Origin of the sequence: Thermoplasma sp. (genome assembly GCF_023256435.1) — an archaeon.
Classification (GTDB): Archaea; Thermoplasmatota; Thermoplasmata; order Thermoplasmatales; family Thermoplasmataceae; genus Thermoplasma.
This window is the reverse complement of record NZ_JAGDXM010000041.1, coordinates 38547-55528: the sequence shown is the minus strand read 5'-3', so window position 1 is coordinate 55528 and position 16982 is coordinate 38547. Positions and strand designations below refer to the sequence as shown.

Below are 16982 nucleotides of genomic sequence, written 5' to 3'. Positions count from 1 at the left end.
TGCAAGGACGGCCTTTTCATATGTACCAATCTTGTTGGCAAAATCGCCGTTGCTGGCTATTCTGTCGGCACCAACTATGACAAGATCGACTTCCTTTCGCCTCATGTAGAATCCAGCGGCATTATCTGCAATTATTGCGTGGTCCACTCCTTCTTGTGCGAGCTCCCATGCGGTTAACTTTGCTCCCTGAAGCCTTGGCCTGGTCTCATCAACAAACACGAATATATTCTTACCATCATTATGAGCCATCCTTATGGGAGAGAGTGCAGTACCCCAGTCCACAACCGCAAGAGCTCCAGCGTTGCAGTGCGTGAGAATTCTGGCATTCTGGCCTATGAGCTGATTACCGATCTCCCCTATTTTCCTGCTGCGGCCTGATATCTCCATCGCATATCTTCTTGCAGAATTCATATCAAATCCATTGATCTGCATGTATCTTATTGCCTTGAAAAGATCATAGGCAGTCGGTCTGGTGGATCCGATCTTTCTTACGGCTTCATCCATATTTTCTCCTTTTTTCTTGGCCATCGCGAGGCCATAGGCCGCAGTTACCCCTATGGCGGGAGCACCTCTGACAACCATATTTTTAATTGCATAGGCGATGTCGTCTGAATTTTTTGCTTCAAATATCTCTATCTTCTCTGGAAGCTTTCTCTGATCGATCAGCTTCACCTCATCGTCCTCATACCATACGGCTTTCAGCGTCCTCACTTCACCATCAATGACTACCTTCATGCTTCATTACCCGAATCTTCATTTTCAGGTGATATATACACTTTTATTATCCTCTATCTTTTCATTCAGCGGTACGATCTGCTTCTCTTTCTTCCGGAGCCACGTTCACCCTTTGCAACACCTTCGTAATGATGATGAAGACCAACATGCCCATGATCGAACCAAACAGATCCTGTGGAAAATAGAGAAATACGTCATTCAATGGTTCCAGAGGGGCAAGGTTGAGAAATATACCTGTAACGAGACCCAGGACACCGGCTATGTTTGCATTACCAACTCCTGTCTTGGGTATTGAGTAAAGATCCATATATCTGGACGACCTTCTAATAACCATGAACCAGTCAGCTATCAGCAGGAAGGTAAATGGAAATATTATGGATCCGCTGATATTGAGGAACCCGGATGCGTAGTTGAGAATACCCAAATACGCCAAAACGGCACCGAGAGAACCGAGGATCATGGTTGAAATGGGCTGCGCATATTTCTTCATGTTCCTTTTGAAAAGACCCTCTATTGCTGAGAGCAGATCCGCCGTGGCAGGATAGAGATTCATAGAATTTGTGTGTATTATTGCAAGAGAAGCACCGATGGAAGCCGTTATGGCTATAAGACTTTCCAGACCTCCTATGCCTCCGAATCTCACAGCAGCAAGATTCCAGTTCCCAGTTACAGCCTGTGAAATTAGGCCGAGTGAACCCATCAGATAGACCGGCAGTATTATTCCTATCGACGGTGCAATGAAGTAACCTATCCTTTTCTGCATTGATTCTCCGTTCTCCCTGCTCCTGGCAAATCTGCTTATCGTGGACACCTTATAGGCCCAGGCGAGTATGGAAAATGCAAGGACAAGCCCTATAGCTGAGCCCCAGTTCACATGCGATGATGGGTGGAGAAGAAGTGCGATATCGGGATGGTATATGGTGAACAGCAGGTAGGCCAAAATCGCATAACTCAGAACAAGAAGTACAGCCGTATATCTATAGAATTTTTCAAGGTATTTCGCGCCGAACATCACAAGCAGTATCTGGACAAGTGCCATGAAGGATATCCATATCACGGGCGGAGATGATGTCACGGAGGAAAGTATGAGCCCTCCAGTTATATCGTTAAGACCGAACCAGCCAAGATTCACAAAGGTGAAAACAAGCGACATGATGCTTGATGAGGCATATCCAAGTGTCCTTCTCGAAAGTATCATCGCGGGTACAGGGATTAACCTTCCCATATCGGAGAATATGCCCACTGGTATGAATCCTATGAAAAATGCGATCGTTATTGCGATCAACATGTATATCAGACCGAGAGGGTAAAGAAGATAACCTATCAGTGGGGTGAGCGCAGATGCACTGGCCATGGACCAGAACACCATCATTTTCCAGGAATTCATGATCCTGGCATTTGCCGGAATTGGATCCACTCCTATTATCTCAATACCATGCTCGCTTACTTTGACATCCATCAAAATGAAAATGCGTTCCCGTATTTGAGCTATCGCTCATCTCGAATTTCGTATTTTCTTCATATGTCGCCTATGCGCATCTGCGTGGAGGGCCACACAAAGCAGTTCCTGCAACGTGGTTCGTATAGATCCTTGCCGCCTATACGTATGATCTCTCCGAATGCCGGTACACCATTGATGATACGCTGAGTGAATATGGCGTCATTCCCGCATTTAGAGCAGACGGCACTTAGCACGTATATTTCGTCGGATATAGCCAGTATATCGGCAGTGATCCGAAATGGATTTCCAAAGTGATCCCTGTTTAGCGCAGCCACGTACACGATCCTACCAGAATTGGCCAGGTCCTCAAGTCTCTGGGGCAATCTTGCTGATGGCTTCCAGAACTGGGCCTCATCGAAACCAAGGATGCCGGAATTCTTCGCATGCGCGTCTAGAAATTCTCCAAATCTTTCATCTGTAGGCGCAATAACAGCTGGCAACTTCATTCCCTTATGCGTTACCACCTCGTTCTCAGAATATCTTGAATCTATTTCTGGTTTGAAGAGCGTCACATTCCTTCCGGCCAGTATATGCCTCTCCATGAGCTCTATCAACCTTGAGGTCTTTCCAGAGAACATGGGGCCGGTTATGGTGATTATCTTCCCGGGGTTCCCACTCATCCATTCTGAATGGGTCTTCCTATGAAAAACTTATTGAGAAGTTATGTAAGATAAAAAAGATGCATAATTCATGTGCATCGGCTATGAAACACACAAGCTTTCCTAACTTAAAGGAAAGTTGGAAGTTTGAGGGAAGCTCTAAAACTCCGACCTTCAGCAGAAAATATACTGAATCATCTCAATTGCTGGATTTATAAAAATCTTTCCACGTTCCATTTTTATCCTCAACAATAACCGAACGAAGCAGCACTTGAATGGGATCGGTACAGTAAGGACCCATGCCTGCGGATATAATGATATAGGGCTTGTCCGGATGTTCGGAAATACATAGGGCTCTTCGCTGAAAGGAGAAATCGAAGATTCAGCTGAGGAGCAACCGACGTCTTGGAGATGTTGCAAAAGTTTTTATTCTTTTTAATTGAAAAAGGCAAATTAATTTATATGATAAAATAAATATAATTGCTCATAATAATACAGAATGCATCACTTTGGGAAGATCGTTTTCACTGGATCCGATCTGCGGACGGATTTCAAAATTTACAGATCCTTCTCCCAGCTCCTTCTGCCTATAGGAAGATCCACGAATGAATTTTTTGTTGAATGTAGAGATGGGAAAGTTCATTTCTTTGTGGGAAGCGATGACCATACCAGTTTCAACTTCATAAGCAGATTCTTTATGAGACTTTATCCTAGCTACGTTGCCCCGGAAACCCCCGATCTGCGTAATAAAAACTGGAGGCGATATCTGATGTGGCATGGGGACAGAAGATCGGGGGAGTTCTATTTTCCAGATCTGATAGACAGCTTAGTGTCATTCCATCATACGTTCCCAGATATAGATCTGACGTACCGATGCAGCATAATTTCTGGTAGATCCAGATCAACAATAAGATATTCAGTCTATATCGATGTTACAGTTGGCCCATCTGCACTCAATACGGACGGTATATTTGCCCTGTTCGAGCAGACACTTGGATACCTCAGAATGAGGCATGGTGTCAGAATAAGGAGAAGTATGCTCCTTCCCATAATCATGGATAACAAAATGCGCTACACATTCAATCTCATCAATTTTGTACGTATACCAGTTGATATAGATGTTTGATTACGAGCCTTCGATATATTCGAAATGTAAGTTTCGATCAGGAATACTCATAGGCTATCAGATAGATGGATCTCCCTATTTCATCAATGAGGATGCTCTGTCAGGGCATCTTTCCATAACAGGAAAGACAGGAACAGGAAAATCAAGTTATCTGCGTTTCCTGATCAAGAATATGGATCGTGTCGATGGAAATATGGTGATTATTGATCCGCATGGAACGCTTATGGATTCAGTCTACGCATCTGAAAGAGAGATCATCTATATCGGTACTGACAGCGTCAGATACGGAAACGATGATATCAGAATAATGATGAACGTGCTTGATCAGGATGCGGATCCGGATATGACCGCCGGCTGGATCAGATCCATATTCTCTTCCTCATCATTCTCAAATAATACATGGGGGCCCAGGCTGGATGTGATGTTCAGATCGGTCCTTTCTGAATTCATTAAAAATACGGAAACACCCACGCTTTCAAAATTTTTCAGCATAATGGCAACCCCAGTCAAGACGAGATCTTTTGTATCAGAGCTGAGAGATGGCCCGGTGAAGGATCTCATCAGCGGATTCATATCCGACAGATCGTACTGGAGAGAATACTCCGCTTCTACATTGAACAAGATACTTCCTATAATATCATCGGACAGGATCTATCCTCTTGTATCATCTGAGAGATCACTCGATCTTTATTCGATTATGTCTGAACCGGGCAAGCTGGTATTTGTCGATGTCTCCAAGGGGAAGATACCACCGGATGCCTCATCGCAGGTTTCATATCTCATGCTTATGAAGATATGGTTCGATTCGATCAAGCGCTATGAGGCGGGCAAAATAGTCAATACGTATATATTTGTGGACGAGGCGCAGAACATACCCGCCGGAATACTTGAAACCATCTTGAGTGAGGGGAGAAAGTATGGAATGCGCCTTGTTCTGTCAAATCAGTATATGGATCAGGCCGCCTCATATCAGGCAGCGCTCTTCGGAAACGTCAGGAATTATATTTCGTTTCAGGTTTCTCCGGCAGACGCCGCCCTGCTTTCCAGAACTACCAAGGAGGATCAGAGACGAAGAATGATGAGCGTACTAACTGAGCAGCATCTACATAAATTGGTTGTCTGGTCCAGCGACCAAATGATTGCGCCAACCTCGCTTTCCTTCATTCCACCCAATGTCGCCAAAGACGATAGGATACAGAGAAGCATTTTGAAATATGGTTTTTCAATGGAAAAAAGACAGGAAAATAAGACTAAGATCACCTTGCATTCGCAACTTATAATGGATTTTGCGCGATACCTAAATGAAAACGGAGTCAAGGTGCAGTTTGGGCATTTCTCCAATCTGATACCGGATATGCATTTTTATCTTGGAGGATCCGTATATATAGTGGAATCAGAAATTTCCGATCTTCAGCATCCAGATCGCGTGCTGGAGAAGATCCGAAATTATAGGAATTACAACCTAATATTCATCACCGATGGAGACAGAATCGTAGATCTATACGATCTGGTATTCAAAAGGAGGGATATACAGAGCGATGGGACAATAAATTTTGGTGGTTCTGCCAGAGCACATATATCGGATCTCTCAGGGATATTCGAGAGGATCTGGATCGTATCGCCTGATATCAGGCCAATATATTATTTCTCCGGCAAAAAATATAAATTCAGCTTATCAATCCTTAATGAGAGCCCATTCATCAAGAGATTGAAGAAGAATAAATATGGGCCAGCTATGATCGCAATTTATAATCTGATGAAGAGCCGCAGCCTATACATTATGAGAAAGAATGAAATTATTTCATTTTTAAATTTTGATACTAATTTTATAAAATCAATCTTTGGCGAAAACGGAATTATTTCATTGTATGACATTTTTTTAAATACAAAATTGAAATTCCACTAGGAAAAAAGATTATACTAGTTCTTAATAGTGTCTTGATATGACTGACAATAAAAGGATAATGGATATCGCTAGGATGACAAAAAGAGGTGCTTCTGTCAGAGTTACAATTCCCAAGAAAGTACTGAAAAAACTAAACTTCAAGGATGAAGATCTTATTGCATTTTATGAATCGGAAGATGGAAGGATATACATCGATCTTTTGAAGTGAGGTGTGTGTTATATCGAAACATGATTTACATGATGCCTAATATTATGAGATAAAATATTGCGTTATCCAGAAAATTTTGTCAGACACAAGCCAGCAAATGCTTTATTCTCCCAATGTGATATGTTCCTATGGCGGATAGGAACCTCACAAAGAGGGAATTGATGGTTCTGCGTTCTTTATATAACAATTCCAGAATCTCCATAGAGGAAATATCTGAGGATACAGGAATCAGCAGAAATACTGTCGCTCAGATCATAAGAAAACTAGAAGATGACGGCGTCATAACAGGATACACCATAAGGATGAATGATGACCACCTTGAGACCGTTATAGCCATAGTGAATGGCCCGATGGATATACCTGAACATGTCGTATACGAAGATTTCTCACTCAGCAATGGAAAGCACCTCTTAATATTGGACAGATCGGCACTTTCCATGGGGTTTCCATATGAATCCTTGTGGATATCCACAGGTAGGAAATTCGGCAAGGCGATGGAAGCCAGAACTGCAAAGGTATGTGATTACTGCGGAAAGGCCATAGAGGGAGAACCCATAATCGTTCATAGTCACAACAAAGACTATTATGTATGCTGCCCTAACTGTGAGCACGACATCAAAAAGAGGTTGAAGAATGAATAGCTGCCAGCATCATATGTCAAGCTCACCCATACCCATTATCAGGAGCACAAACCCCACAAAAGAGAAGAGCAGGGCAAGCCAGCTACCTATCTGATGTGGTCCTATCTGGCTGTTTATAGTTGGAAACATCTGGTAATCGAGAAACACCGGTATTGAGATTATCAGAAGCACTATGCCGGCGATCACCTTCCCATATGACCTCTTTTTCTCCATAATCATACGTTGTATGCTCTTCAAAATCCGCTCACCCCCAGCAACACAAATGCGAATGCGTAAAGGATCAGTGGTGTTATAACCGTCCGCATCGAGATCTTCCCATTTCTAGAGTAGTTGTGATATATCGATATCGCGTAAAGTATGAGCGATGCCACCATGACGATTATTGTGAATAGTTCAAGCGAAAAGAGATACCGGCCGTAGCTTCCAAAAACCGGAGACGTCATCTGACTTATGGGCTCATGGTACATAACAGCTATGGGTTTGATTATCAGCGTGTACAGTATCAGCGTGATGGATCCGAATATATAAACCATCATCGAAGAATAATAGAGTTTGAGTGAAAATCTATCCATTTATCCCACCTCCATCTCATGTCTCATTATTATGAATGCTATCACGCCGCTCAGTATAAGGTCCACAGCAAATACAACAGCCCAGACCCTCTGATCTCCAGTACTATTGCTCAGCGCTATTATCCACAGTACAACGGCTATTATTAACTGAAGACCACCGATGGAATACACCGCTTTAACGGATCCATTCATGATTCCTCACCATCCTTTCTCGCAAACCTCATGGCATAAACTGTGGCAAAGGAGACAAACGTTATACCCCACCACATGAACATGGTCAGCAGCCTTGTCTGGGACAGCCCAGGCTGGCTTGCTCCCCATAGAGCTATTGTAGGTATGCCGACTATGATGAACACTCCAAACGCTGTTATCGCTGGCCTGTCCAGAGGATGCGTACCCTTATACCTGTCGATGAATGGAAGTATAAGCAAGAATACAAAGAAGGCGAGGACTAGAGGTACACCACCGGTGGTCAGTCCGTAGCCAGCGGTATCCATTAGCTTATACACAGGCAATATATACCAATCCGGGAATGGTAGCGTTCCGTAGGCAGGAAGGCCGTACGCGTCTGGTATAACCTGTGGGAAGACTGCGGAGAATACCAGTATTATTCCTATGAACATGAGTGAGAGAAAAACCGTATAAAGCAAGTTAACGGGGAACCATGGAACCATCCTTTCGTTCTTTTCATATTTCACGCCATAGGGTCCAGACTTTTCAAAGAGAAAGAAGTGTACAAATGCTACGATTATTATGAGTGTGGATAGGATCATAACATGGAGACCTAGTATATGCGAAAACGTCTGTGCTGTCGTGCCGTTTCCAACAAGAATGGAAATGAGCCAGTTGGATAAACCTGGCAGGAGTCTTCCAATTATGCTTCTCTCTATCAGAAGCTCCCCTACATGCGTTGCGGCAACACTAATATAAGTGTAGGTGAGCATATATCCAACTATCGCCGTCGTATAGACAAGTATGAAGAGCACGACTCCAAGGATCCACTGTAACCAGCGCCATTTCCCCTTATATGCCCCCACGAAATAATTTCTCAACATATGGGCATAGACCAGAACTATCATCGCATAAGCCATGTAAAGATGTGATGTGAGGAGTGCATAACCGAATGGTACAGTTGTAGTTATAGCCAACGTGGATGAGTATGGATGCCCGCTCTGATAATAATAGAATAGCAGCATTCCTGAAACGGCAAGATAGGCAACCGCAGCCATCAGGAATGATCCGGTCCAGTAATCCAACCTGAATTCCTTTCTGGATATTGGCCTAAGCACTATTTTATATGATCCAGGATATTCAGTATCCTCCTCCATTAGCTTTGTTATATCGTATTCATTCTTTTCCATATATCAGAACCTCCCGCTCCATTTATAGTTGGAACTAGACACAACGATTGTCTTGTAATTACCAATCGTATTATCATATGGAAGCGCGGATCCTCCCGAAAGGTTTTCCTCCACCACCTCTGGCCCATATACCTCTCCATTGGGCTGCCATAGATGCGTCCTTATAACCGCGTTCACGGGATTCATCCCAACAGCGTACAGATAATCGGTTGTGGGATCATGATAGAATAAAACCTGCGGAAGCGAATGATTAGCTGGGCTCGGCGCTGGCCCTGAATTGTATAGATTATGTGGCCCTCTTACAGGATCATACTGACTCCCATGGCATTTGCAGTATATCAGACCATATGTAGGCCAGTTAGACTTTGTGTAGCCAATAAGCTGTGCTTCAAATGGAATAGAATTGCCAGGATGATAATCAAGCAGAGGAACTGTACAGCCGAGATGCTGGCATATACCGCTATAAGCTGTAATGCTATCAGTTCCACCCTCAGAATTTTTAATGTGAATTGCGTTTGGTATTGTAACATTTCTGAGCCTGATTAGGATATTTGGCTCGTCCTGAAGTGGGTAGTTGAATACCAATATGGGATAACTGCTACTGGAAGGGGTGGCATAAGGTATTTCTGATGCCGTTATGGGATTATTATCTGGATCAACAAGAAGTGCTGTGGGATATTTGCCGTTATATGATGTCACCGGTACATTTCTTGTAGTCGGAACAAAGAATCGCTCAAGAGATATCCCCCCTATTGCGACTGAAAAGAGGGAGAGCATCGCTCCCTTCAAAAAGGATCTTCGGCTTTCATCAACAGAATCTGTGGATCCTCCGGCTTTACTACGCATACTCAACTACAAAAAATTATATTACTTAATTATTATGTTAAATATAACAGAAACATCAAATCAAACGAATAAATATATCGCTATACGACTATATTTTTAGCGGGAGCATTATAATAAGGTTGTATAAATTTATTCGATGTATTTTATTAATATTGATTAAATTAGAATACCTGACCAATGTCAACTACATTTATGCAATAGTATAAATATTTTTAGTAATCTCATAATAATTGGAATTGGTCAATTTTTAACATTTATAATATAATAGATAATTGAGACATAGCGAGAAAAAGTCCAATACCTACCGGTCTTTAAGCAAAAATAGGTTGCGGATGCCTATCCTTTTAGAGACAAAGATTAAATATGGTAAATTATTGATTGATCGATTATATGCTTGATTCAGCCATTGAATGGTTAATAGTTATCGTTGCGATTCTAGTTCTTTTTGGAAGTGCGAAGAAGGTTCCAGAACTGGCAAAGAATATAGGTAGGGCTACAGGAGAATTCAAGAGGGGCCAGATGGAGGTCGAAGAAGAGATAAGAAAGGCCATGTACTCCAAAACACCATCAGCGCAGTCTAATCCAGCCAATGGGGTGGATTACATCGCAGTGGCAAAAACCATGGGTATAGATACTGAGGGCAAGAGCACAGAGGAGCTCAAGGCAGAGATACAGGAAAAACTCCAGCATGCCCAGTGAATTGTTGGATATAATACAGAAAAACATCGACGAATTGCGAGTTAGAGCTGTACGAGCCCTTATAGCCTTTTTCGTTTTTTTCCTCATATTCTTTACGTTTAAGGTGGAATATTATCGCATCCTAGGCATGCGAATTCCACTCCTTTATCCTGATCCATACGATAATGCGGGAGCACAGTTTCTGAAACTTTCTGAATATCATGTTCTTCCCAAGAACGTTGAACTCATTGCACTTAAGCCAACTGACGCAATGGTGGCTGATATTTACAGCGTCATGTTTCTAGCCCTGCTTTTCAGCATGCCCTTTATAGTCATAGAGATTGGAAAATTTGTAGCACCTGGTCTCAAGAGGAGAGAACTGCAGGCCATCAGGAGTCTTGGGATACCAGCCGCCATTTTGTTCGCAATTGGAAGCTTATTCGGCTTCTGGTACGTGTTTCCTGTATTGTTCAGGATCTTTTTCTATTTTGATTTCGCCGTTGGATCCTCTCCAACGATGGGTATTGCAAATTATACCTCATTCTTCTTCATGTATATTGCCTCATTCGGTCTATCCTTTGAGATGCCCGTGATAATGGTGGGCCTGACCAAATTGAAGATCGTCCCGGCCAGTTTCTGGCTCAGAAACTGGAGATATGCAGTTGTGGGATCCCTCATTTTCGGCCTGATATTTTCTCCTGGAGTGCTAGGTGTAAGCATGATGATAATGGCGCTTCCGATGATGGCCCTCTATGTTCTTGGCGCTTTTATAGCAAAGCGGGTAGAGAAGAGTGATGAAGGCGTGTATTCCGTTGCTGCTGATTGAATGCTGTGATGCAACGTTAGAACTCTGTCTGTATTCCTGAAGAATCCGTACAGCGTCAGCCGTTCTAGAACTCAAGTATCAGAATTTCACAGCGGTGAGCTACTTCTCAGCTGAATCTTCGATTTCTCCTTTCATCGAAGATATCTCTACCTTTCCGGACATCCGTACAAACCATATATCTCTATAACCACAGGCGTGTATTCGGATCTGAGCGATTTTACTCAAGTGTCATCCACTTGTTTATCGTGGATGATACAAAAATATGGAAGGACAGTTTATAAATCATTCTATTTGGGGAAGTCTGTGCATCTCCTGTCCGAAGAAGGAAAATTACCGCCACCCCTAACCACTAACTTCTCTTTAAAACACATCTGTGATCATGACACTCCCATTGAACGCACATTTCCTAGATCTAAGTTTCCCGCCTTAATCCGGATGCCAGACGATTTTTGATAAATATCATGGTCTGAATTACTATTACGCCTAACCATAAGACGATGGTACGATTCTAATTTGCTATTTCTATTGACCCAACTTCCTGAAAATTTATGAGTATAATCTGGTCTCCCAACTCATTTATAATTGCACGCTATAACCATATCATGGATTCCGTGGTCAAGCAGATAAAAGACTATGCAGATAGCGTTTCTTATTCCAGGATACCAAAAGAAGAGGTAGAGGCACTGAAGATGAGAATTGCAGATTCCATAATAACGGCCTATACGGCCAGAAATTCGCCACCTGTAAATATTCTCATTGACGTGCTTGGAGACGTCAGGTCGAAGGTCAACACGCCCGTTTATTTCAAGAAAAGAGATGTTTTTTCTCCGTACGCGGTGATGATTAACGGATGTATGACAAGATACATGGATTACAATGATACTTATCTGTCAAAGGAGGCACTCCACCCTTCAGACAATGTGCCGCCTATACTTGCTGCTGCCCATATTGCTGAGGCTGACGGAAGGGAGATAATAAGGGGCCTGAAGATAGCTTACGATGTGGTGTGTTCTCTTGCTGACGCCGTATCCATAAGGGATCGTGGATGGGATCACGTCAATTATGATTCCATATCATCCTCTGCCGGGATATCGGCCATACTGGATCTTGATGACGATAAGTTCGAGAATGCTGTTTCACTCGGCATAATAAACAACGTGAGCATGAGGCAGACAAGGGCAGGAAAGCTGAGCATGTGGAAGGGCTGCACCGTGGCCTATCAGACCATGTCCTCGCTGATGGCGGCTTTGAACGCCAGATCCGGTCTTACCGGCCCATCAGATATATTCGATGGCGAGATGGGATTCAAAAAACAGGTATCTGGCCCATTCGATCTTAGTATATCATCACATGTACTTAAGACGATGATCAAGAACTATCCTGTGGAATACCATGCTATGAGCGCCGCACAGGCTGCATCAGAATTGAGGAAACAGGTGAAGGGCAGTATAAAGACCATAAATGTTGATACATTTAAGGTCGCCCACACTATCATAGTTAAGGATCCGGAGAAACTGAGACCGGAGAATAAGGAAACCGCTGATCACAGCATGCCCTACATAATCGCCTATACCCTTCTGTACGGCGAACCAGACGTCAATTCCTATGATGCAAGGTATCTGAAGGACGAAAAAATTTTGAACCTGATAGACAGGATGAAGTTTAACGTCTCTGAAAAATTCAATGCAATGTATCCGGAGTATTTACCTGTCAGAATAGAGATAGAGGATGATGACGGCAGAAAGGAGCTTGAGATAGATGTCCCAAAGGGTCACTTCAAAGATCCATACACATGGGAAGATGTGATGAAAAAGGCGGATCGCGTTGACAAGAATCTTGTGGCTCTCGTCAATGATCTGAAAAACTTGGAGAAGATGGATTCTAAGGAAATATTCGAGGTGATCAACAGTGTCAAGGCTTAAGGATAACGTCAATGGCGGTCCCTCGGAGCTGAGAGGGTTGCTTAAGAGAGATATCGTTGTTGCTCCTGGAGTGTTCAGCGGCATATCCGCAATAGTTGCAGAAAGGGCTGGATTCAGAGCGGCCTACCTTTCTGGATCAGGAGTTGCGGGCATGATGGGGCTGCCGGATCTTTCAGTTACAACTCTTCCGGAGGTTGCAGCAGAGACCTACCGGGTAACCACCGTTACGCGAATGCCGCTCATAGTCGATGTTGACACAGGCTTTGGGGAAACTGTCAACGTAATGCGCACAGTCCGCATGTTAGAGGATGCCGGTGCGGCTGCGATACACATAGAAGACCAGGAACAGCCAAAGAAATGCGGCCATCTCAATGGAAAACGTGTTATCGATCGCGATGACATGGTACGTAAGATAAGAGCTGCAGTTTCCACGAGAAAAAATGACGATTTCATGATAATAGCCAGAACCGATGCCAGATCGATAAACGGGATCGAAGACGCCATAGATCGAGCCAATGCCTATCTTGAGGCCGGGGCAGATGCAATATTCACCGAAGCGCTGGAGAGCAGAGAAGAATTTGTTGAGATGAGAAAAAAGGTCAAAGGCTACCTGATGGCCAATATGACTGAAGACGGAAAGTCCCCGCTTCTCTCAGTAGCTGATCTGAAGGAGATAGGATACAATATCGTCATATTCCCTCTGACCGCTTTCCGCGGCATGCTCAAAGCCATCGATTCTATCTACAAAGACCTTATGAAAGACGGTACGCAGAGAAATTTCCTTGACAGAATAATGCGAAGATCAGAATTTTATGATCTCATAGGCTACTATGATTATGAAAAAGAGGATAACGTTTTCTATAAAATATAAATTTTATTCATTATATGTTATTTTTCTGTAAATTTTTGTTATAGATCCGAGTGATATCATTATTATTCCTATCGCAAGTGAGTAGAAGGCTTCATCAGTTATCGATGTCGGATTCATTATGGATACTATGGTCGCCAGAAACAGAGAGAAGAAGCCTAGAACAGCCGCAATAGCTATATAGAAGTATCTGTTAGTCTCAGTCTTCTTGACGCTTGATGTGAAGTATCCTGCAGATTTCATAAGTATAAGCAGTATGAGCACTATCAAAACCGCCAGAAATATTGATGCCTCCAGATATATTCCTCCATCTCCTCTGAAGTATCCTGGAAGTATTACGCCCAGCTCGAAAGCGAAGAAGCCTATTATTGGTGCTGATCCTATGACAGCTATATGGTTGTAGTTTATCTTTCCCATTCTGAAGTATTTCGCTACGACCCAGGTGATCGGTAAAACAACCAATAGGGGTATTACAAAGAATAGAACCGCATCTCCAGTTGGTATCTGTATTCCAGGTGTCAATGCTCCCCAAACGGAAAGACCGATCAGGTAAAAGATACCCGTTACTGCCAAGCCTGTAAATATTGGTCTATCCGACAGCTTCAGCGAGAACGTATTATCTATGTAGGGTAGAATTATAAGATACACCAATGGGAAACCAGCAAATATGACGGTTGCCCAGAACGGACCTATACCCTGCGCAAACTGGAAATCCAGCTCTTTGTACATGAAGAGCAGGAACCATGGCGGATAGGCAGGCACAGACGATGCTGCTGGATTTCCTGGAGCCACCTGCGGGAAAGGAGAGAATAGAGTTGGAACTCCCGGCAAAAGTGCGGCAAGGGCTGGAAGGATAAATATGGCCGCAAATGAAAAGAATCCAAGTTCAACCATGTACACCATATTGTATGGGTACCAGGGTTTGTAATCTGGCTTCTCTTTGTCGATCGCCGGTGCCATGTAATTGGTCTCGCTTCTCTTTGGCATTATGGTCCTTGCTTCAGCCAGGAAAAAGTGTGCAGCAACAACCACAGCAATGAGGCCGGCAAACAGAATATGCCATGCAAGCAGGCGGTGGAAGAGAGAGACCTGTGTACCGTTTCCAAATATGATCTCCATTATGTAATTTCCTATAACTGGAAATCCCTGTGCTATACCCCTGCCAACATCAGTCGCATCCGCAGAAAGGACATCGCCGCTCAGCGAATATCCGAAATATCCTACACCAAGCGTGAGCAACAGCAGCAGGATTCCAGAGAGAAACTGATCCCGTCTTGGTCTCTTATAAGCTCCTACAAACAGATTCCTCAGCAGATGCACATAGAGCAGAGCTATCATTATGTAAGCGCCGTAGAGGTGCGTTGTGAGAATTATTTCGCCATATGGAACTGTGTGCAGAAAATTCTCTGTGCTCGTATACGCATTTGAAGGTTCATAATAGAAAAGCATTATGAGCCCGGTGATCACCTCATAGATGAAGGCAAACATCGTGAGAGCACCCGTCCAGAACCAAACTCCACCCTTCTTGCGCATGTAATCTGGTACGCGTCTTGGCAAAGGTTCCGGATTATTTATTATGTTAACGATCTTTTCATAATCCTCTGGTTTCTTTTCTTGCAATTGAAACACCTCATGTAGAAGGTACTCCTTCATTCACAACATCGGTACTTGTTCCAGATATTGCGGTTCCCCCTGAGAGGTCGCTGCTGTGACCGTAAATAGTGGGGCCCACCATGGATACAGCCTTATAGGTGTCACTGGATGCATCATATGAGAGCACAACGCTTGGAAGAGGATGAGTAGTAGGACCGGTGACGACAGAAAAACCGTTCAGAGGATCATATGTGCTCCCATGGCAATTGCAGTGCACGAGGCCATGGTTAGAGGATCCAGATATGCTGGTATTAGGTATAGATGTGCCTGGCGGATAGTAGTGGATCTCTGGTGGTACGCAGCCGAGATGCTGGCATATTGCGCTTGAAGCTACGACGGATTTGTATGGACCTACACCTCCCGGCGAGGTATACGTCTGCCCCGTAGCGGGTATCTTTACGGTGACTGGCTTTATCGCCACGTCCTGGCCGTTTGCATTGCCGAGCCTGAGCAGAAAATTTGGTTCATTCTGCAACGGATAGTTGAATACCACTATATCTGGCGAATTCACAGTCAGATCGCTTGTTTTTACGGGCTGTCCTGTCTTGCTATCGACCAGAGTCAACGTGGGGAACGTGGATGACGTTACCTCCTGTGGTGGTATGATGTTTTGAATGAGGCTTCTCAGAGAAAGTCCAGCCACAGCTGCTATGGAAATTATACCCATTGCTTTTATAAAATTCCTGCGCCCTGGATCATCAACCACTTCCTTATCCTGATTATTATTGCATTTCTTATCTTTAGGGGTATCTACCGTGTTATAACACCTCCAGATTCATAATAATGCCTGATTGTTTCTTCTAGGCAAGCTGGTAAAATAAACACTTAACCTAACTATTCAGGTTAATATTCCCATGAATACCAGACGATCATCTCTTAATACCTAACACTTAAGATTAATGTCTTTTATGTCATTACGTATTGAAAATATATGGAATCCCGGACATGCAATTATGTTCTCAGCCCAGAAAGATCTCAGATAAATTTCACGATCACACACCTTGTCCTGTCAAAGGTGTCCGGGCAATTCCGGAATTTCTCGGGCTGCCTATCTTTGAACGATGAGGAGTTCGTGGATAGAGCTTTGCTCAGGATCGATGTCTCCAGCGTTCAGACGGGAAACAGTGTTAGGGACAGGAACCTGATGAAGAAGGGCTATTTCAACACCTCAGAATACAGATATATAGAAGCCGAAGCCAGAGAAGTAGATCTAAAGCAGCTCCCAAGCAAACCCGTCAACTTCAACATCAGGATAAAGGAGATTGAAGAGATCGTGCCCTTAAATGTTCTTATCATATCGGTCAACAGGGAAAAGATAGAACTCAGAATAACCGGAAAAATAAGAACTCAGGATTTTGGGCTGAGATGGCAATCTCCACTTAAGCCGGGATTGATGATAGGATCTGAGGCAAATCTTAGCATCTTCCTTTCATTCTTCAGAGGGGAGATCATCCCAGAGAATCTCGGAAATACTCCATCACTATCTTCTTCAACCCGCGCCTCATCACATCGGAGATAGAGGAGGTTTTTATTCCGAAGC

At 43.5% G+C, this 16982-nt stretch carries 19 protein-coding genes; 9 read left to right on the top strand and 10 right to left on the bottom strand.

Annotation, left to right across the window (positions count from 1 at the left end):
• The 3 genes from Q0C15_RS05575 to Q0C15_RS05565 all read right to left on the bottom strand — a co-directional run.
• On the bottom strand, positions 1-735 hold a 735-nt coding region (locus Q0C15_RS05575), incomplete at its 3' end, for a s-methyl-5-thioribose-1-phosphate isomerase (RefSeq protein ID WP_297217178.1).
• Positions 736-796: 61 nt separating this feature from the next.
• Positions 797-2194 carry a cytosine permease gene (locus Q0C15_RS05570; RefSeq protein WP_297217176.1) on the bottom strand — a complete coding sequence of 466 codons (1398 nt, stop codon included), beginning with the start codon at positions 2192-2194 and terminating at the stop codon, positions 797-799.
• 59 nt (positions 2195-2253) lie between these two features.
• Positions 2254-2856, bottom strand: coding sequence for a thymidine kinase (locus tag Q0C15_RS05565; RefSeq protein WP_297217174.1), 603 nt, complete (start codon positions 2854-2856; stop codon positions 2254-2256).
• A gap of 478 nt (positions 2857-3334) precedes the next feature.
• On the opposite strand from Q0C15_RS05565, the gene Q0C15_RS05560 reads away from it, so the two are divergent.
• The 4 genes from Q0C15_RS05560 to Q0C15_RS05545 all read left to right on the top strand — a co-directional run bounded on the left by Q0C15_RS05560 (position 3335) and on the right by Q0C15_RS05545 (position 6716).
• On the top strand, positions 3335-3961 hold the full coding sequence (locus Q0C15_RS05560) for a hypothetical protein (protein WP_297217172.1): 627 nt from the start codon (positions 3335-3337) through the stop codon (positions 3959-3961).
• Positions 3954-5867 carry a type IV secretion system DNA-binding domain-containing protein gene (locus Q0C15_RS05555; RefSeq protein ID WP_297217170.1) on the top strand — a complete coding sequence of 638 codons (1914 nt, stop codon included), beginning with the start codon at positions 3954-3956 and terminating at the stop codon, positions 5865-5867. The genes Q0C15_RS05560 and Q0C15_RS05555 overlap by 8 nt, the downstream gene beginning before the upstream one ends.
• A gap of 37 nt (positions 5868-5904) precedes the next feature.
• On the top strand, positions 5905-6075 hold the full coding sequence (locus Q0C15_RS05550) for an AbrB/MazE/SpoVT family DNA-binding domain-containing protein (protein ID WP_110642276.1): 171 nt from the start codon (positions 5905-5907) through the stop codon (positions 6073-6075).
• Between the two features lie 128 nt (positions 6076-6203).
• A complete protein-coding gene (locus tag Q0C15_RS05545; protein WP_297217168.1) occupies positions 6204-6716 on the top strand; it encodes a TRASH domain-containing protein in 513 nt (170 codons plus the stop codon).
• Positions 6717-6725: 9 nt separating this feature from the next.
• On the opposite strand, the gene Q0C15_RS05540 is transcribed toward Q0C15_RS05545, so the two are convergent.
• Genes Q0C15_RS05540 through Q0C15_RS05520 form a run of 5 tightly spaced genes read right to left on the bottom strand, consistent with a single transcriptional unit; the run spans position 6726 to position 9495 of the window.
• Positions 6726-6929: a hypothetical protein gene (locus tag Q0C15_RS05540; protein WP_297217166.1), complete on the bottom strand. Its 204-nt coding sequence runs from the start codon at positions 6927-6929 to the stop codon at positions 6726-6728.
• A 20-nt stretch (positions 6930-6949) separates the two neighbouring features.
• Positions 6950-7288, bottom strand: coding sequence for a hypothetical protein (locus tag Q0C15_RS05535; protein WP_297217164.1), 339 nt, complete (start codon positions 7286-7288; stop codon positions 6950-6952).
• Entirely contained in the window at positions 7289-7480 is a 192-nt protein-coding gene (locus Q0C15_RS05530) for a hypothetical protein (RefSeq protein ID WP_297217162.1), read from the bottom strand. It abuts the gene before it with no gap.
• A complete protein-coding gene (locus tag Q0C15_RS05525; protein ID WP_297217160.1) occupies positions 7477-8649 on the bottom strand; it encodes a cytochrome bc complex cytochrome b subunit in 1173 nt (390 codons plus the stop codon). The genes Q0C15_RS05530 and Q0C15_RS05525 overlap by 4 nt, the downstream gene beginning before the upstream one ends.
• Positions 8650-8652: 3 nt before the next feature.
• Positions 8653-9495, bottom strand: a complete 843-nt coding sequence (locus tag Q0C15_RS05520; RefSeq protein ID WP_297217158.1) for a ubiquinol-cytochrome c reductase iron-sulfur subunit — start codon at positions 9493-9495, stop codon at positions 8653-8655.
• A gap of 390 nt (positions 9496-9885) precedes the next feature.
• Between Q0C15_RS05520 and Q0C15_RS05515 the strand changes: the two genes are divergently transcribed.
• From Q0C15_RS05515 to prpB, 4 genes are all read left to right on the top strand, one after another.
• The gene (locus Q0C15_RS05515; RefSeq protein ID WP_110642290.1) at positions 9886-10194 is read left to right on the top strand and encodes a twin-arginine translocase TatA/TatE family subunit; all 309 of its coding nucleotides are present in this window, start codon (positions 9886-9888) and stop codon (positions 10192-10194) included.
• Positions 10184-10999: a Sec-independent protein translocase TatC gene (tatC, locus tag Q0C15_RS05510; protein WP_297217155.1), complete on the top strand. Its 816-nt coding sequence runs from the start codon at positions 10184-10186 to the stop codon at positions 10997-10999. Before Q0C15_RS05515 ends, tatC begins: the two co-directional genes overlap by 11 nt.
• A gap of 602 nt (positions 11000-11601) precedes the next feature.
• Positions 11602-12921 carry an MmgE/PrpD family protein gene (locus tag Q0C15_RS05505; RefSeq protein WP_297217153.1) on the top strand — a complete coding sequence of 440 codons (1320 nt, stop codon included), beginning with the start codon at positions 11602-11604 and terminating at the stop codon, positions 12919-12921.
• Positions 12908-13792, top strand: a complete 885-nt coding sequence (gene prpB / locus Q0C15_RS05500; RefSeq protein WP_297217151.1) for a methylisocitrate lyase — start codon at positions 12908-12910, stop codon at positions 13790-13792. The genes Q0C15_RS05505 and prpB overlap by 14 nt, the downstream gene beginning before the upstream one ends.
• Positions 13793-13795: 3 nt before the next feature.
• On the opposite strand, the gene Q0C15_RS05495 is transcribed toward prpB, so the two are convergent.
• The gene (locus Q0C15_RS05495) at positions 13796-15418 is read right to left on the bottom strand and encodes a cytochrome bc complex cytochrome b subunit (RefSeq protein WP_297217190.1); all 1623 of its coding nucleotides are present in this window, start codon (positions 15416-15418) and stop codon (positions 13796-13798) included.
• A 1-nt stretch (position 15419) separates the two neighbouring features.
• Positions 15420-16148, bottom strand: coding sequence for a Rieske 2Fe-2S domain-containing protein (locus Q0C15_RS05490; RefSeq protein ID WP_110642298.1), 729 nt, complete (start codon positions 16146-16148; stop codon positions 15420-15422).
• 225 nt (positions 16149-16373) lie between these two features.
• On the opposite strand from Q0C15_RS05490, the gene Q0C15_RS05485 reads away from it, so the two are divergent.
• Positions 16374-16961, top strand: coding sequence for a YceI family protein (locus Q0C15_RS05485; protein ID WP_297217148.1), 588 nt, complete (start codon positions 16374-16376; stop codon positions 16959-16961).
• Positions 16962-16982 lie beyond the last annotated feature (21 nt).

Bases quoted from the DNA above. Each gene is read 5' to 3' on its own strand.
- Q0C15_RS05570 (WP_297217176.1), bottom strand. From the start codon at position 2,194: ATGGATGTCAAAGTAAGCGAGCATGGTATTGAGATAATAGGAGTGGAT.
- Q0C15_RS05565 (WP_297217174.1), bottom strand. From the start codon at position 2,856: ATGAGTGGGAACCCCGGGAAGATAATCACCATAACCGGCCCCATGTTC.
- Q0C15_RS05560 (WP_297217172.1), top strand. From the start codon at position 3,335: ATGCATCACTTTGGGAAGATCGTTTTCACTGGATCCGATCTGCGGACG.
- Q0C15_RS05555 (WP_297217170.1), top strand. From the start codon at position 3,954: ATGTTTGATTACGAGCCTTCGATATATTCGAAATGTAAGTTTCGATCA.
- Q0C15_RS05550 (WP_110642276.1), top strand. From the start codon at position 5,905: ATGACTGACAATAAAAGGATAATGGATATCGCTAGGATGACAAAAAGA.
- Q0C15_RS05545 (WP_297217168.1), top strand. From the start codon at position 6,204: ATGGCGGATAGGAACCTCACAAAGAGGGAATTGATGGTTCTGCGTTCT.
- Q0C15_RS05540 (WP_297217166.1), bottom strand. From the start codon at position 6,929: ATGGAGAAAAAGAGGTCATATGGGAAGGTGATCGCCGGCATAGTGCTT.
- Q0C15_RS05535 (WP_297217164.1), bottom strand. From the start codon at position 7,288: ATGGATAGATTTTCACTCAAACTCTATTATTCTTCGATGATGGTTTAT.
- Q0C15_RS05530 (WP_297217162.1), bottom strand. From the start codon at position 7,480: ATGAATGGATCCGTTAAAGCGGTGTATTCCATCGGTGGTCTTCAGTTA.
- Q0C15_RS05525 (WP_297217160.1), bottom strand. From the start codon at position 8,649: ATGGAAAAGAATGAATACGATATAACAAAGCTAATGGAGGAGGATACT.
- Q0C15_RS05520 (WP_297217158.1), bottom strand. From the start codon at position 9,495: ATGCGTAGTAAAGCCGGAGGATCCACAGATTCTGTTGATGAAAGCCGA.
- Q0C15_RS05515 (WP_110642290.1), top strand. From the start codon at position 9,886: ATGCTTGATTCAGCCATTGAATGGTTAATAGTTATCGTTGCGATTCTA.
- tatC (WP_297217155.1), top strand. From the start codon at position 10,184: ATGCCCAGTGAATTGTTGGATATAATACAGAAAAACATCGACGAATTG.
- Q0C15_RS05505 (WP_297217153.1), top strand. From the start codon at position 11,602: ATGGATTCCGTGGTCAAGCAGATAAAAGACTATGCAGATAGCGTTTCT.
- Q0C15_RS05485 (WP_297217148.1), top strand. From the start codon at position 16,374: ATGGAATCCCGGACATGCAATTATGTTCTCAGCCCAGAAAGATCTCAG.